This window comes from Devosia sp. (genome assembly GCF_028290435.1).
In the GTDB taxonomy this organism is placed as follows: Bacteria; Pseudomonadota; Alphaproteobacteria; order Rhizobiales; family Devosiaceae; genus Devosia.
Map to the genome: position 1 here is coordinate 20,680 of NZ_JAQGJV010000003.1, position 14,205 is coordinate 34,884.

Consider the following 14,205-nt stretch of genomic DNA (forward strand, 5'->3'; position numbering starts at 1 on the left):
CCGGTCAAGGGAGGCGGGCGGTCGGTCGAGGACCCAGCTCGACCTAGCGCCGCGTCGAAAGGAATTAAGCCACGGCGATCTAAAATTGCCTTATGGCGTTACGCCCGGGTTTTTCCAGAAGCCGCGGAAGTCCTGCCAGCCACCGCCGAAGTCCAAACGAACTTTCCACTCTGTTCCGTCGATATCGAACCCTGCGCGCGTATCGATTTGCGGACCTTCGGCGCCTTCCAAATAGGCAAATTCGAGTCCGCTTTGATCTCGCCCGGCCGCGAGGTACCAGGCCTGAGTGTCGGCGAGCCGTGGTTCGACCAAGAGCTCCAGCTTTCCGGAGAACGGATTTACGTCGCTGGGCTTTTCCGCGTTGATCACGGCCAAAACCTGTTCTGCGGTCAGTTCCAGATCACTTGGGACCACCAAGAAGCGCGGTATCATACCAGCGAGATCCCCGTCTGGGTTACGCTGCTTGCGCATTGCCAAGCGGCCGGCTGCGAGCGCGGCGACTGAGAGCGTTGCGCCTGAGCCAAGATTGCCATGGGTGGCGTGGAAAACCGCTGCGCCATCAGACATTTTTCGTGTCCCCTCGACCAACTTCGCAAGGAAATCGGCTTCGAAGTTCTTGGCCTTTTGGCCAAGCTCTTGCGGCAGCCGATCGAACAGGGACAGATCGTCATTAATCAGTGCTTGTCGTGTCAGACCGAAGATTTTGCCATAGGTTTCAATGGCATACAGTTCTGCACCTTCGGAGAAAGTCCCACGCTTAAACTCGCCGTGCTCATTCACCTTTTCCAGGCCGCCTTTCGTCGCCAAGAAGATGCTGGCGCGCGGCTTGAAATCCCGAGCTGTCGCCTGCCGGGCAACCTGCTGAACTGCCGAGGGAGTGGCCTCATAGCCCTTTCGCACCAAACGGTTAGCGACGTTGCCCAACGCGATCGGAAAGTCAGAACCGGTGTGCAACGCGCGTGTCACGAGTTCGCCGGCTGAACAACCGCGCGTGCCTTCGCCGCGCGCCTCGATGGCGCGTCTTGCAAGCTCTGGGATCGAAAGGCCAATGAGGCCGCGAGCGGCGTCGCTTGGTTTGTAGGTACGATCCACTCTCGCCTGAATTGCCTGGGACATGATGTCCGAAAAGGACACGTCCGAACGCTCGCCGTCGGAAGGCGCGATGCCGAAGATTTGCGTCTTTTCTTGCTCTTTACGGATGGCCTCCATGGCCATCAGGCGAAATTCAGCGATGCTGTTGCCGTCCTTAACCGCCTTGCGAATGACACGGCTTGGAACATTATGGCGTTCTCCAATTGACAGAATTTCATCAGCTCGGGAGCGCTCAAGCGTCTCGGCAGGGTCGGCAGCAATGCTGGTAGTCATATCGATATTCTCCACTTTTGCGGCAGCGCCTTCGGCGCGCCGGGTGACGGGTACGGATTGGCGACTGCGGGTGTCTTGGGTTTCGGCGCGAGCCATCGCGCCCGCATCCGCTGGGATCGGAACAGCAGACAGCTCCAGCGGCTCCCAGCGGGTAGCGGTGAAGATCGGGAGGCTGTCGCCTTCTCCTTCGGACTTTTCATAGGCAGAAACGCGATAGCCGACGCTGATCAGCAACGGCAAACCGGCGCGGAGATCCGTGAGGATTTGCTCGCCTGATTTGGAGCTTGAAAGGATGATTGTGGCCAGGCCTTTGCCGCCCTCAATTCTGGCCGATCCGGGAACAACCGCTCCAAGCCGATCGGCCATGGACGTTTGGGCGTGAGTATCTAGAAACGACGCTCCGGCATTGAGCCGCGCCAAGTCGACCGACTCGGCCGACATCGAAAGCTGTTCCCAGTACGCGCCTTCATCCCAGGACCAGCGCTTCACGCTTGCCCCACTTGACCAGATCACCTCGACGGTGCGGGCTTCCGCGTCGAGCGAGCCAGCACGGAATTCTGCGGGGCGAAATGCGCGATTTGTGATGGTGATCGACAAGGTTCGGCTCCAGAGATGGACACCGTTGGCCTCGGATTTCGATCGAGTGAAATCTCCCACAGTTCGTTTTGTCGTGCAAGTGGGGCAGCCTATCGGCTGCCCGATAAATCAGGAGATCGGTTGTGTTGTTTGCTCCAAGCGGGCAACTATGACCTCGACGGCCCGTTCGACGACGATCCGGGCGGACTCTTGGTGTTCGATGGGAAAGGTGCTTGGCGTTTCTCCTAGAGCGCTCGTGTAGGTGGCGACGATCGACGCCATGCCCGCGGCAAAGTCTTCCCGGCTTACAAGTCCGTGCGCACTGGCTAGGGCATCGCCAATGGCACGAATTTCAGCGGGCGTAAGTCCGTACTGGCGGGCCAGGGAGGCATAGGCATCTTCGGTCATGGTTGGACCCTTTTGCCGGTCAGCAACTCATCGATTTCCGGGGTCATGCGCGCTTCGAGTTGCGCTGCCGCTTGTCGGGCGATTTCACGACGTCGGGCGCGTTCGGGCTCATCCCACCCTTCACCGGCCCTCTCCCCGACTTCGATAATCCCGTTCAAAAATCCGCTTGTGATGTCTTGAGCGATCTCCGTCAGCTCCACTCGGCCGATCAGTCCCGCCAGCTCGCGCTCGAGGTGGAGGCCAAGAAGGTCGGCCTTTCGCTTCCGCAGACCATCGGAGGCCACCGTTAATGTCTTATGGGCGACAAAGCGGTCGATGCTTTCCAGGCGGCTGTATCGACCACTTGGAAGTTGCCGTAGCACGCCCTGGCGGGTCAGCCGGCGAACATGCCGCTCCCCGATGCCCAAAATCTCACCCATCAGGCCCGCGTCGGCCTCGTTGCGTTCAGGATGCGGATCGTTGTCAGCGTCGTAGTCGTCATCGGCGTCGAGCCAATCTTCGTAGCTTTCCATGGTCATTTCCTTTTGTTTTTCCAATTCTAGGCTGTCGGCTGTCGTTTTTTTTGAGCCGAAACCGTTCATTCCTTGCGCTGCACGTTGCCCGCGGAAAGCCTGGTTGGAGGAGAACCTATAGGCCCCCCGGGGGGTCATCGGGGACGAGAGCGCGTCACCAGGTACGCGTTCATATTTCATGGATCTGCACCAAGTGCCGGCCGCTGACGACCGAGCCACACGGCCGCGGTCGGCGGGTCGATATCACCGCGCACGACCTGATGGGCCAACGCGCCAAGGCGCTTGGCCATCTCACCGTCGCCAATTTGTAGGGCGAGTCTGTTTAGGGCACTGGCATCAAGCTCGCCTAAGGGGCCCCACACAACGGCCGCATGGTCTTGCAACTCACGCGACATTGGCCACTCCCACCAAGCCCGCCTGACGGAGCCAGCGCACCGTCGGTATGCGCTGGATCGCGCCCCCCTCTACCCCTGCTTGGTATGCGGCCAATCGAGCCACGACCTCCTCGCGCCCCAGTCTGTTGAGCAGGTCGATGAAGTGTGAATGCTGATGCGCATGCAACGGCTGCCCCAAGGCTTCTTCGATCAGTGCGACCAAGCGGCCAGGGAGGCGAGCGCATTCGGGCGCGCTCGCCCTGCCCTGCCCAGACTCCGCCGTCACCGTATCAACAAGCGCGGTGTGAGGGGCGGCGCTACGGGCGCCGCCCTCCCTATTCGATCTCTGTTCTTCACTATTAGCGCGTGCCCCCATACGCGGGTCGCGCGTGTCCGGGGACGCGAGTGGGACGTTTCCGGAAACGCGCATCCCTCCATCGGAATGCGCGTTCTCCGGAAAGCATGTCGCGCTCTTATCCGCGTGCCCCCAAACGCGCTTCCGGTGCCCGCCATCCGCGTCCCCGGGAACGCGCATGGCAAGCCGATAACGGTTGCCCCGGCCATCCTTCTCGACCTGGAGATGGCCTAGCCGAACCAATGCGGCGACCGCATGAGCGACGTTCCCACGATGCGAACCGACCAGCTCGGCAATCCGAACTTGCGACGGCCAAGCGTCCCGGGTCTCTGCGTTCAAGTGCTGGGCAATTGCGACGGCAACACGTAGCGGCACGAGCTTGACCGCGGGATCGCCGACGGCCTGGAGCACCCAAGCCGATCGCTCTACGGCGACATGTGGGGCGCCGCTCATGGCGTGCCCCACAAGCAGACAATGACGTCTGAGCCGCAGCCGACAATCTGTCGGAAAGTGGCAAGACGAGCGTCGTTCAGGTGTAGAGGGCTGACCACATGAATGCGGAACACCGACGCGTCCAAAGAGGCCCATGCCACCACGGCTCCCAGTTCGAGAGCAACAAGCCGGCCAGGCATCGATCCGACAAGTTGAATTCGAAGGGAGGCGACGGTATTGTCGACGGGCTTTCCAAAGCTAATGTCATTCCCCCGGCCTGCCGCCCCAACGGCGGCCGGGGTATTCGTTTCAGGCGACATCACGCCGCCCCCTTCCGAGAGCGGGCAGCGTCCCAGGCATCGAGCTCCGATTGGGTCCAGTAGTTGCGCGAATGGATTTTGAAGGGGCGGGGAAACCTCAAGTTGTCATCGCCCAGCCACCGATGAATGGTCATTTTTGTAACGCTATATCGCGCCTGGACCTGAGGGCCAGTTAGGTAGGTAATTCGCTGCTGTTGCATGATGAGCCTCGTTGTTACGGAGGCCTTTCAAAAATCACACAAAAGTCGCTTCACGCAATCGGGGGGCGTGAAGCGTTTTAGCTGACGAAGATACGACGATCCTGGAGCAGGTCATAACAAATCGCGTCGTACAGGTTGAAGTCCAGACTCCAGGTCGCTGCAAATGCCTCCCGGTCCTTCCATCCCTGGTTGACGACAGGAATGCGCTGAATGACTGGGAGATGGCGCTGATCTGGTTTGAATTTCCCGTCATCGATATGCGCCAGTCCGGCGCCAACGTGCCCACAAAGGCCTTTGAGGCTGCCAAGGTTCATCCCATTGTAGTGGCGAACTAATTCTCGAGCCTGAGAGGCGGGCTTCTTGATCTTTTTCCTCTTACCGACAGCGCTGAAGATCAGGGTGGCGGCAACCGCCCGAGCAAGGGCATCAAGCTCTGCCGGTGTGCGATCAGTGCCATCAAAAATTACCGGTGTCATGCCGGCATCTAACGCATTTAATGCGCCGATGAGATGCTGGCCGGGGGCGCCTGCTCCGGGCGCGACCTGTTCCGCGAATGCGACTGCGCCATTCAGCCAGTTGACTAGCGCGGCACGCTTCGCCAATCGAGTCTTAGCAGCACTAAAGGCGGCCGCTCCCTGTTCGATAAGCTCGAATTCGTCGTCCATTACACTGCCCCCCTGATACCGACCACGTTCCCTGAATCGCCACGAAGTGCGGACAAGAACGACTCCCAGCGCTGTCCGCCGGCCAGGATCGCATCGCTAAACTCAAGCCGCTTTTCATACTCATCGTCGGCCGCCAGGACCAACGTCTGCCAGGCGCCGTGGGAGTCTGCGTCAGCAGTAAAAAGCACATATCGCGCCCAGGCGTTGGTGGCGCGATACCTTAGTGGTTCAAGTTCAGCCCGATTGTAAACGCCAGCCACGCCCGCTCGAGAGGCCCCGCTTTTGTGGTTGAGCAGCGCGTCCACGACTGCTGAGTGTATGCCTAGCTCGGCCATCTTCGTGGCCGCGGTCCGACGCAGGTCATGAAAGGTCCAGCCTGTGACTCCGGACAATCGATCCAGTTGTGCCTTGGCATCAGAGTAGTCGCCTACCGGCGCCAGGCCCCGACTGAACACGAACTCCCGGTCAGAGGGTAGTCTGGCAAGTTCGGCCAACATTGGCGGCGACAGGTGGACAAGATGAGCTAGACCATTTTTCGCTCGCTCCGACGGAATGGTCCATTTTTTGGCGACGAGATCCAACTCGCTCCAAGGAAGTCGGGCGACTTCATCACGACGCTGAGCAGATAGGATGAGCATACGGATCAAGCTAGACCAAGGCTGCCCCATGTCTTTGGCTGAATTCCAGACTCTGCGCAGTTCTTCGTCCGAAAGCACCTTATCTCGCGATGTCTCAGGCGTTTGTCGCTCGATGCCCTCTAGTGGATTTGCCGTGGCCAACCTGGCGCGAGGCGATCGAGCAAATTGCCAAAGCGTCCGCAGGGTATTCAAAAATCGGTTTGCTTGGACGGGCGCCTGCGCATCCAGTTCCTTGATAATCTCCTCGACCCCGATCGAGTCCAAAGTCCGCGCCTTCCACCTATCGCTCAGACCTCCAGCACGGGAGGTAAAAACCAGGTCCATTGGTCGGAGGGGTGTGGCTTTATCATCGGCGGGGACGACGTATTTGATCAACGACTGATCATGCTGCTCCAAGCCACTAGGCTTGAAGGGCACGAAGCCAAGTTGCCGGGCCACTTCCTTCCAAGTTCGATTGCCCTTCGCGATCTGGTGCCGAATAATATAGCGCCAGGCGACGGCAGGGAAATGGCGATCGCTGTCCTTATTGGCCTGCAACTCACTTCGCCTTGATGCCGCAGGATCTTCCCCTTCGGTGACGGCACGCAAAGCCTCTCTAGCTAGCGTACGCGCCTCGGCCAGCTTGATCTTCAAGGCATTTCCGAGGGTATACTTTCTCGATTTTCCGCCAAAGCGATAACGCAGGGCCCAGCTTCGAACGCCGCTCGCCTGGATGATCAGATAGAGCCCTGGGACCGTCCCATCAGGTATTTCCTGTCGCGTCTTAGTTGCCTTGAGCTTTCCCACGGCAGCAGCAGTCAGCACCTTTGGCATGTTGTGTTACCCCAGCTTCCCAAGGGGTAACAAACTGAGACCGATACCTCGTGTTACCCCTTTTTCGTATCAATTGGTAACACCGCACAAAACCTTAGGGAAGCAGGGAATTGTGAAGGCGTAACGTTCTCAAAGGTTACTTCGAATTTTACAAACCCTCCGACTTTTAATCGAATGGTCGAGGGTTCGACCCCCTCCCGGCATACCAATATCTTTTGCAACAAAATCAGTGAGTTGGGTTCAAGACGAATAGTCCTGAAGCCGGAGGCACCTCGCCAGCCTCACCGCTCGTCCAAAACCGTTAAGACTGCACTGCGCGACAGAAGCGCCACCAGTTCCTGCTGCCGATTGACGCCAGCCTTGCGGAAGATGTTGCGCAGGTGGAAGGCAAAGGTGGTGCCGGTGATGCCCATGTCCAGCGCGATCTCGTCTGTCCGCAGCCCCCGGGCGATCGAGGTGGCCACGCGAGCCTCAGTTGGGGTAAGCGCGAAGAGCTTGGCCGCCAGGGCTTCGGAGATCGGCGGGGTCGCGCCGGTATCGATCAGGAACATAGCGGCGCTCGGGCCGAATGCCGATTTCGCTCGGCTTGGCGGCAAGGTCCGGCGGCACGCGCACGGAGCCACCGGGTATGGCAAAACGCTGGTCACCGACCCCGGCGCCCAAGGGCAGGAAATTCATCCGCGGACTGCCGATAAAGCCGGCGACAAACCGATTGGTGGGCTTGTTGTAGAGATCGAGCGGCGAGCCCACCTGCTCCACCTTGCCGGCATTGAGCACCACGATCTTGTCGGCCAGCGTCATCGCCTCGACCTGGTCATGGGTGACATAGACCATGGTGGTGCCGAGCCGTTCCTTCATCCGCGCGATTTCTATGCGCATCTCGACCCGCAGCGATGCATCAAGGTTGGAGAGCGGCTCGTCGAACAGGAAAATGCGTGGCTCGCGCACGATGGCCCGGCCAATGGCGACGCGCTGGCGCTGCCCGCCCGAAAGCTGGCGCGGCTTGCGGTCGAGATAGCTCTCGATGCGCAGCACCTTGGCGGCGATTTCGACCCGCGCCCGGATTTCGGCCTTGGGCGTGCCCGCCAGCCACAGCGCGTAGCCCATATTGTCGGCCACAGACATATGCGGATAGAGCGCATAGCTCTGGAACACCATGGCGATGCCGCGCTTGGCCGGAGGCACGTCGTTGACGATCTCCCCGTCAATGGCCATCTGTCCGGCGGTGATTTCGTCCAGCCCACAGATCAGGCGCAGCAAGGTAGACTTGCCGCAGCCGGAGGGGCCCACAAAGGCGACGAATTCGCCGTCTTGCACGGTCAGGTCGATGCCCTTGAGCACTTCGGTGGTGCCGAAGGATTTCCTGATACCGCTGAGTTCGAGTTTGGCCATGTCGGTTCCCTGGTCAGCCGGCAAACATCGGGTCTTGCAGACCCTTGATGCCGGTATCGATAGCGAAGATGCTGCCGGATAGCGGCGCTTCGGTCAGTTGTGCGGCTGAAAGCCGGATACGGGCGGTGGTAACGAACAAGGTCTGCATGTCCGGTCCGCCGAACACGCACGAGGTCGGGCGCGGCACCGGCAGGTTGATCACCCGATCGACCTTGCCGTCCGGATCGTAGCGTGTGACGCACCAGCCATCCCAATGGGCGGCCCAGACGAAACCTTCGGCATCTACCGTCAACCCATCCGGTTTGCCCTCGGATTCAGGCACCGAAATGAACACCCGCCGATTGGCGATCGAGCCGCTGTCGATGTCGAAATCATAGGCGTAGATGAGCTGCTTGGCGGTATCGGCGAAGTAGAATGTCTTGTCGTCCGGGCTCCAGCCCATGCCGTTGGAGACATGAAAGCCCCGGTCCATCTCGAAGGCGCGTCCATCGGGATCGAGCCGCCACAGGCGGCCCTGGTCGGGCGCAGTATCGATGGCCAGCGAGCCGGCCCACAGCCGCCCGCGACGGTCGCATTTGCCGTCATTGAAGCGGTTGCCCGGCCGGTCGGCTTCAGGGTGGGAAATGGTGGTGATGCTGCCGCTGGGCAGGTCGATGCCGCGGATTTCGCCATGCATGGCGGTTACGAACCCGCCGCGCGTGCGCGGAATGATGAACCCCACCAGTTCCGGCACCGGCATACTCACATAGGTGCCCTTGACCGTGTCGCCGGTATAGACAGCGGGCGCCAGGATATCGACGAAATAGAGCTTCTTGTCCCGCTCGGACCAATGGGGACCCTCCCCCAAAAAGGTGCTGGCGGGAATGACACAGCGCACGTCGGCACGGTCGACCCCAAGTGGGCGCGGCTGGATGCCAAGCGACATAGCGAATTCCCCGAAATTGCCAGATGTGCGGCGCGCCGCCTCGATGACTTCGCGCCCCAGCGCATGCAACCGTTCGACCGGCAGCCGGAACGACGGCCCGATAATGCCGATAGCCCCGATAGGCTCGCCCCGGTGGTTGAGAACCGGCGCCGCGACCGAGGAAATCCCCATATTCTGCTCGTCTACCGACACCGCGTAACCGCGCGCCTTGGTTAGATCGAGCTGGCGGATCAGTTCATCGACGTCAATGATAGTATTGGGCGTCAGCCCTTCGAGATGAGCATCGGCCAGCAACGCCCGGCGCTTTTCCAGCGACAGATGCGCCAGCATCGCCTTGCCCAAGCCGCTACCGTGAGCGGCCGCGCGACTGCCCACGCCATTGTTGAGGCGCAGCGGCTGGGGCACGTCGCTCTGGTCGATATAGAGGACGCTAGCGCCATCCATCACCCCAAGGCGGATCGCTTCGCCGGTCAGGTCGCGCAGCCGCACCAGTTCCGGTTGGGCGGCACCGCGCAGGTCGAAATCGTCCCAGACCTTGTGGGCCCATTGAAACAGCCGCGCCCCCAGCCGGTAGGTCTGGTCGCGTCCGTCAAAGGCCAGCAGATGCTCTTCCACCAGGGCCTGGAGCAGCCGATGCAGCGTCCCCTTGGGTACGTTGGTCTGTTCCAGCAGCTCGGTAAACCGCAGCCCCTTGGGCGCGGAGGCGACGATATCGAGCAGTTGGATGCCGCGCGTCAGCGCCTGCACCCCGGGCGTCGATGGACCATCGGCCTCGCCGTCCTTGTCGCCCGCGCTGGCGCTGAGTTGGGGCTTGCCCATCATCTCTCCCGAGAACCGAAACTTGCCGGTTTGATTGCCTAGCGTTGTTCGCCGTGTTGCCAATCGAATATCTTGGAACTAAGTTTCATGTCAAGACGTCAACAGCGGCATGGACCGCGTGGGAGCGAATGTGAAGATTACCAAGGTCGACCACTGGCTGGTCAGGATGCCCTTTACCGAGGACATTCTGTGGGGCTCAGGCCGCCGCATTGGCACCACCCGCCTCTTCTGTCGAATCGAGACGGATGGAGGAATCACCGGCTGGGGCGAAACCATCTCGCTGATCGCCAGCGTGCCCGCGGTGTTCGCCGATATCGTCGCGCCCTTGGCCATCGGCTACCCGGTGGCCGACGTGGAGCGGCTGCATCGGCACGTGCTCGGCGCCGGCTTCTACCATCACAAGCGCGCCGCCGTGATGGCGATCGCAGCGCTCGAAATGGCGATGTGGGACGCGCTCGGCAAGCAGGCGAAACTGCCGCTCTATGCCCTATGGGGCGGCAAATGGCGCCAGGACGTAGCCGCCGCCGCCTATCTTTTCACCAATGAACCCAAAGCCTTGACCGAGCGGCTGCAACGCTTTCTCGACAAGGGCTACGAGACTTTCAAGGTCAAGATCGGTTTTGACGAGCGCACTGACATCGTCCTCGCCGAAACCGCCCGTAAGGTGATCGGCGACCACCCATTGCGGCTCGACGTCAACGGCGCCTGGCACCCCGGAACCGCCAAGCGCCAACTGGAAAAACTGCGCCCCTTCGATCCCGCCTATGTCGAACAGCCGCTGGAACTGGACGACCTCGCCGGTCACGCCGCGCTCGTCGCCCAATCCTCCGTCCCGATCGCGCTGGACGAAAGCGCCTACACGCTGGCCGATGTCGGCAACATCATCCGCGCCAGCGCTGCCGATGTCGTTCTGCTCGATCCTCATGAGGCGGGCGGCCTGTGGCAGACCATCAAGGCCGCGGCGATCTGCGAAGCGGTCGGCATCCCGGTGACACTACACTCCGGCGCTGAATTGGCTTTGTCCCAGTCCGCCTACATCCACCTCGCCGCCTCGATCCCCAACCTGTCGCTGGCCATCGATACGGAGCGCGCCTATCTCGGCGGCGACATCAGCCCCAATCCGCCGGTTCTAACCGATGGCCGCTTCGCGATTCCCGAAGGCCCCGGGCTGGGCGTCGAGGTCAATGTAGAAGCCCTCGAGTGCTATCGCGTCGACGGCATTGTCGGCGCCTATCTCGACACGTCCCGCAAGGACTGGTTCCCCATCAAGCCCGCCTATTGAGTGCAGCCATGTATATCGCGATCGAATGGACCTCCGCGGCGTTTCACGCCTGGCAATTGCAGGCCGATGGCAGCGTGAGCGCCGAACACAGCAGCGCGCGCGGGGTCAATAGCGTATCCAACGGGGCATTTGAAACGGCTCTGCGGCAGGAAATCGGCCCCTGGCTGGGCGAGGCTCGTGCCATCCTGCTCTCGGGCATGGTCACCAGCCGGACCGGATGGATCGAGTCGCCCTTCGTCATGGTGCCGGCCGGCCTTCCGGACTTGTTGGCGCAGGCGGTCCGGCAGGACATCGATGGCCTGCCCACGCTCTATTTTCTGCCCGGAATCGCACGGCAAATTCCGGTCCCGGACGTCATGCGGGGAGAAGAATTGGCGGTCTTCGGCATCGGCAACCAAATGCCTGGCCTCGTGGTCCTGCCCGGCGCGCACAGCAAGTGGATCACCACCGATCGCGGCCGGATCACCGACATCGCCACCTACATGGGCGGCGAAGTTCTCAACCTGCTGAAAAAGGACTCGCTGGTGTCCCGGCTTATTCCGGCCAGTTACGAGCCGCATCCCGACGCCTTCGAACGCGGTACGCGCTTTGCCCTCGACAAGTCGGCCATGCCGGGTGGCGTGCTGCAACGCATCTTCTCGGCCCGCTCCCTCGTGCTGTTCGGGCAGCTCGAACCGGCCGAAATCGCCGACTACCTTGGCGGGGTCATGGTGGGTTCGGAAATCGCCGAAGCTCTTGCGGGCATCCCGCAGCCGGATTCCATCGCCGTCATGGGCACAAGCGCCTCCGCCGTTGCCTACAGAACCGCGGTTGAGATTGCCGGGATTCCCAGCCCGATCCTGGCGAGCAGCACCGTTTCGGCCTTTGCGTTTCTCGCGGCGGAGTTGCAAAAGGCAAGAATTTAAGGCTGCCCACGCTGACGCTCTATGCGCGATAGAATAGCACGAATCAAAAACACGGCCAAAGGCCGCGTGAAGGGACGAGACATGAACGAGATCGATCTGAAGGGCCGCATTGCAGTGGTAACCGGCGGCGCGCAGGGCATTGGCTTTGCCATTGCACGACGGCTGGTGGCGTCCGGCGCCCGGGTTAGCCTGTGGGACAACAACGCCGCGGTTCTGGCCGATGCCAAGCTGGCGCTCGGCGACGCCGCCTCGACCGTTGAAGTCAATATCGCCTCCTACGACGCCGTCGAGGCGGCCGTCGTCGCCACCGAGCAAGCGCTGGGTGGGATCGATATTCTTGTGCATTCCGCAGGCATTGCCGGCAAGAACGCCCCGCTCGATGAATACGAACTGGACGAGTGGCGCCGCGTCATCGACATCGATCTCAACGGCGCGTTTTACGTAAATCGCGCCATCCTGCCCGGTATGAAGGCCCGCAATTATGGCCGCATCGTCAACATCGCCTCGATCGCCGGCAAGGAGGGCAATCCCAACGCCGCCGCTTACGCCGCCGCCAAGGCGGGCGTGATCGGCATGACCAAGGCCGTCGGCAAGGAATGCGCCAAATACGACATCGCCATCAACGCGATCACTCCGGCCACGGCAAAGACGCGTATCCTGGATGAACTGAAGCCCGAATTCATCGACTACATGCTCAGCCGCATTCCACGCGGCCGGTTCCTCGAAGTCGAAGAAGCGGCCAGCATGGTCGCCTGGCTCGTCTCCAAGGAAAACAGCTTCACCACTGCGTCCGTTTTCGATCTGTCAGGCGGCCGCGCAACCTATTGAGGGCCGGCCGATAACGGCGCTTCAATTGCGAATCGACGCGAAATGCTCTTTCAGTCGCTCGTTGGCGGGCTCTGCCGCCGACGTCCATTCCCCTGCAATTGGCGGTTAGCCCATGTCTCAGGACACCATCGATCTGATCAAGGTGATGGTGGTGAGCCTGCTCATCTTTGCCATCAGCACCATAGCTGTCGTCTATCTGCTGGTGGTGTTCCGCACCTATGGCGGCAGCGTGCCGGTGATCGGCAAGCTGCCGAGCCTGGATTTGGGCGCCATCATTCCCGCGCTGGCGGAAACCCGCTTGCTGGTCATCCTGGGCGCCATGTTCGTGATGGCCAGTGGCATCAGCCTGATCTTGACCAGCGTCACCATCGATATGGCGATGCTGATCATTGCCAAGGCGATGACTCTTTTGATCACCGCCATGTTCGGCGTATTGGCCGGCCTGTGGGGCTATGTGCGCCTGTCGCAGGGCACCGAGCTGGCTTTGCCCGGCATCAACCGCTTGGCGATCGCCTTGTTCGTATTCTTCGTGCTGTCGTCGGTGCTGCGCAACGCGACCTTCCGCGGCTGGGGCGCGATGCGCTTCGTCGCCGCGGCCGCCATGATCATTCTGGCACCCGTGCTGCTGGTTTCCCTCTAGGCGGCCAGCGTCACCACGACGGCACCGCGCGGCGTCGCCACCACCGTATGCTCGTACTGCACGCAAGGCGCAGCCGGCCGGGCAATCAGCGTCCACTCGTCATCCGCCGACTTCTGATCGGCCATCCGCCCACCCAGCGACAAAAACGGCTCGATGGTGAACACCAGACCATTGGTCATGCGTCGGCGTTCGGATTTATCCGGCCAGGTCGAGATTTCGCCCGGCTCGTCATGGAGGCTGTCGCCCACGCCGTGGCTGGCCAGGTTGCGGATCAGCGTATAGCCGCCCTTGCTGGCGAATTTGCCGATGGCCTCACCGACATCGGCCAGAGGCGCACCGGCGCGCACGGCGCGAATCCCGGCCCACATCGCCTTCTTGCCATCGCGGCATAGCGCATCGAGCCTGCTGGTGCTGGGCGCGACGACAAACGACGCGCCGGTATCGGCGAAAACGCCGTCCTTGACCGCCGAAACGTCGATATTGACCAGATCGCCCGCCTGGATCACCCGATCCCCAGGAATGCCGTGAGCGATTTCCTCGTTGATGGAAATGCAGGTGGCGCCCGGGAAGTCATAGGTCACCTGAGGCGCCGACAGTGCGCCGTGCTGTTCCAGCAGAATCCGGCCCAGGTCATCCAGCTCTGCCGTGGTCATGCCCGGACGCATGGCAGCGGCCATAGCGTCGCGGGTCAGCGCGCAGATGCGGCCGATGGCCTTGAGTTTCTCCAGCTGTTCGTCGGTCTCGATAGTCAAATGA

Annotated in this window: 14 protein-coding genes; 4 read left to right on the forward strand and 10 right to left on the reverse strand. The window is 61.4% G+C overall.

Annotation, left to right across the window (positions count from 1 at the left end; genetic code table 11):
• Nucleotides 1–90: 90 nt before the first annotated feature.
• The 9 genes from JWP26_RS00225 to JWP26_RS00260 all read right to left on the reverse strand — a co-directional run bounded on the left by JWP26_RS00225 (nt 91) and on the right by JWP26_RS00260 (nt 9,794).
• Nucleotides 91–1,962, reverse strand: a complete 1,872-nt coding sequence (locus JWP26_RS00225) for a prohead protease/major capsid protein fusion protein (RefSeq protein WP_299721738.1) — start codon at nt 1,960–1,962, stop codon at nt 91–93.
• Between the two features lie 108 nt (nt 1,963–2,070).
• Complete coding sequence (locus tag JWP26_RS00230) at nt 2,071–2,349, reverse strand: hypothetical protein (protein ID WP_299721740.1); 279 nt, start codon at nt 2,347–2,349, stop codon at nt 2,071–2,073.
• Entirely contained in the window at nt 2,346–2,930 is a 585-nt protein-coding gene (locus JWP26_RS00235; protein WP_299721742.1) for a hypothetical protein, read from the reverse strand. The genes JWP26_RS00230 and JWP26_RS00235 overlap by 4 nt, the downstream gene beginning before the upstream one ends.
• Before the next feature lie 315 nt (nt 2,931–3,245).
• Complete coding sequence (locus JWP26_RS22370; RefSeq protein WP_367184044.1) at nt 3,246–4,178, reverse strand: helix-turn-helix domain-containing protein; 933 nt, start codon at nt 4,176–4,178, stop codon at nt 3,246–3,248.
• A 441-nt stretch (nt 4,179–4,619) separates the two neighbouring features.
• Nucleotides 4,620–5,207 (reverse strand): hypothetical protein, encoded by a 588-nt coding sequence (locus JWP26_RS00240; RefSeq protein ID WP_299721744.1) that lies wholly within the window; start codon nt 5,205–5,207, stop codon nt 4,620–4,622.
• A complete protein-coding gene (locus JWP26_RS00245) occupies nt 5,207–6,658 on the reverse strand; it encodes a site-specific integrase (protein WP_299721746.1) in 1,452 nt (483 codons plus the stop codon). Before JWP26_RS00245 ends, JWP26_RS00240 begins: the two co-directional genes overlap by 1 nt.
• 281 nt (nt 6,659–6,939) lie before the next feature.
• Nucleotides 6,940–7,122, reverse strand: a complete 183-nt coding sequence (locus JWP26_RS00250; RefSeq protein ID WP_299721748.1) for a helix-turn-helix transcriptional regulator — start codon at nt 7,120–7,122, stop codon at nt 6,940–6,942.
• Nucleotides 7,123–7,129: 7 nt separating this feature from the next.
• Nucleotides 7,130–8,050, reverse strand: coding sequence for an ABC transporter ATP-binding protein (locus JWP26_RS00255; RefSeq protein ID WP_299721750.1), 921 nt, complete (start codon nt 8,048–8,050; stop codon nt 7,130–7,132).
• A gap of 13 nt (nt 8,051–8,063) precedes the next feature.
• Nucleotides 8,064–9,794 carry an SMP-30/gluconolactonase/LRE family protein gene (locus JWP26_RS00260; RefSeq protein ID WP_299721752.1) on the reverse strand — a complete coding sequence of 577 codons (1,731 nt, stop codon included), beginning with the start codon at nt 9,792–9,794 and terminating at the stop codon, nt 8,064–8,066.
• A gap of 130 nt (nt 9,795–9,924) precedes the next feature.
• On the opposite strand from JWP26_RS00260, the gene JWP26_RS00265 reads away from it, so the two are divergent.
• The 4 genes from JWP26_RS00265 (at nt 9,925) to JWP26_RS00280 (ending at nt 13,449) form a co-directional block, all read left to right on the forward strand.
• Nucleotides 9,925–11,076, forward strand: coding sequence for a mandelate racemase/muconate lactonizing enzyme family protein (locus JWP26_RS00265; RefSeq protein ID WP_299721754.1), 1,152 nt, complete (start codon nt 9,925–9,927; stop codon nt 11,074–11,076).
• 8 nt (nt 11,077–11,084) lie between these two features.
• The gene (locus tag JWP26_RS00270) at nt 11,085–11,981 is read left to right on the forward strand and encodes a 2-dehydro-3-deoxygalactonokinase (protein ID WP_299721756.1); all 897 of its coding nucleotides are present in this window, start codon (nt 11,085–11,087) and stop codon (nt 11,979–11,981) included.
• A gap of 81 nt (nt 11,982–12,062) precedes the next feature.
• Nucleotides 12,063–12,809, forward strand: coding sequence for an SDR family NAD(P)-dependent oxidoreductase (locus JWP26_RS00275; RefSeq protein ID WP_299721758.1), 747 nt, complete (start codon nt 12,063–12,065; stop codon nt 12,807–12,809).
• Between the two features lie 112 nt (nt 12,810–12,921).
• Nucleotides 12,922–13,449: a hypothetical protein gene (locus JWP26_RS00280; RefSeq protein ID WP_299721760.1), complete on the forward strand. Its 528-nt coding sequence runs from the start codon at nt 12,922–12,924 to the stop codon at nt 13,447–13,449.
• Here the strand turns inward: JWP26_RS00280 and map are convergent.
• Nucleotides 13,446–14,201 carry a type I methionyl aminopeptidase gene (map, locus tag JWP26_RS00285; protein WP_299721762.1) on the reverse strand — a complete coding sequence of 252 codons (756 nt, stop codon included), beginning with the start codon at nt 14,199–14,201 and terminating at the stop codon, nt 13,446–13,448. The genes JWP26_RS00280 and map overlap by 4 nt on opposite strands.
• Between the last annotated feature and the right edge of the window lie 4 nt (nt 14,202–14,205).

Excerpts from the sequence above, each read along its gene's own strand:
- JWP26_RS00280 (WP_299721760.1), top strand. The coding sequence starts at position 12,922 with ATGTCTCAGGACACCATCGATCTGATCAAGGTGATGGTGGTGAGCCTG.
- JWP26_RS00245 (WP_299721746.1), bottom strand. The coding sequence starts at position 6,658 with ATGCCAAAGGTGCTGACTGCTGCTGCCGTGGGAAAGCTCAAGGCAACT.
- JWP26_RS00230 (WP_299721740.1), bottom strand. The coding sequence starts at position 2,349 with ATGACCGAAGATGCCTATGCCTCCCTGGCCCGCCAGTACGGACTTACG.
- JWP26_RS00240 (WP_299721744.1), bottom strand. The coding sequence starts at position 5,207 with ATGGACGACGAATTCGAGCTTATCGAACAGGGAGCGGCCGCCTTTAGT.
- JWP26_RS00235 (WP_299721742.1), bottom strand. The coding sequence starts at position 2,930 with ATGAACGGTTTCGGCTCAAAAAAAACGACAGCCGACAGCCTAGAATTG.
- JWP26_RS00260 (WP_299721752.1), bottom strand. The coding sequence starts at position 9,794 with ATGGGCAAGCCCCAACTCAGCGCCAGCGCGGGCGACAAGGACGGCGAG.
- JWP26_RS00275 (WP_299721758.1), top strand. The coding sequence starts at position 12,063 with ATGAACGAGATCGATCTGAAGGGCCGCATTGCAGTGGTAACCGGCGGC.
- JWP26_RS00270 (WP_299721756.1), top strand. The coding sequence starts at position 11,085 with ATGTATATCGCGATCGAATGGACCTCCGCGGCGTTTCACGCCTGGCAA.
- JWP26_RS00255 (WP_299721750.1), bottom strand. The coding sequence starts at position 8,050 with ATGGCCAAACTCGAACTCAGCGGTATCAGGAAATCCTTCGGCACCACC.
- JWP26_RS22370 (WP_367184044.1), bottom strand. The coding sequence starts at position 4,178 with ATGGGCCTCTTTGGACGCGTCGGTGTTCCGCATTCATGTGGTCAGCCC.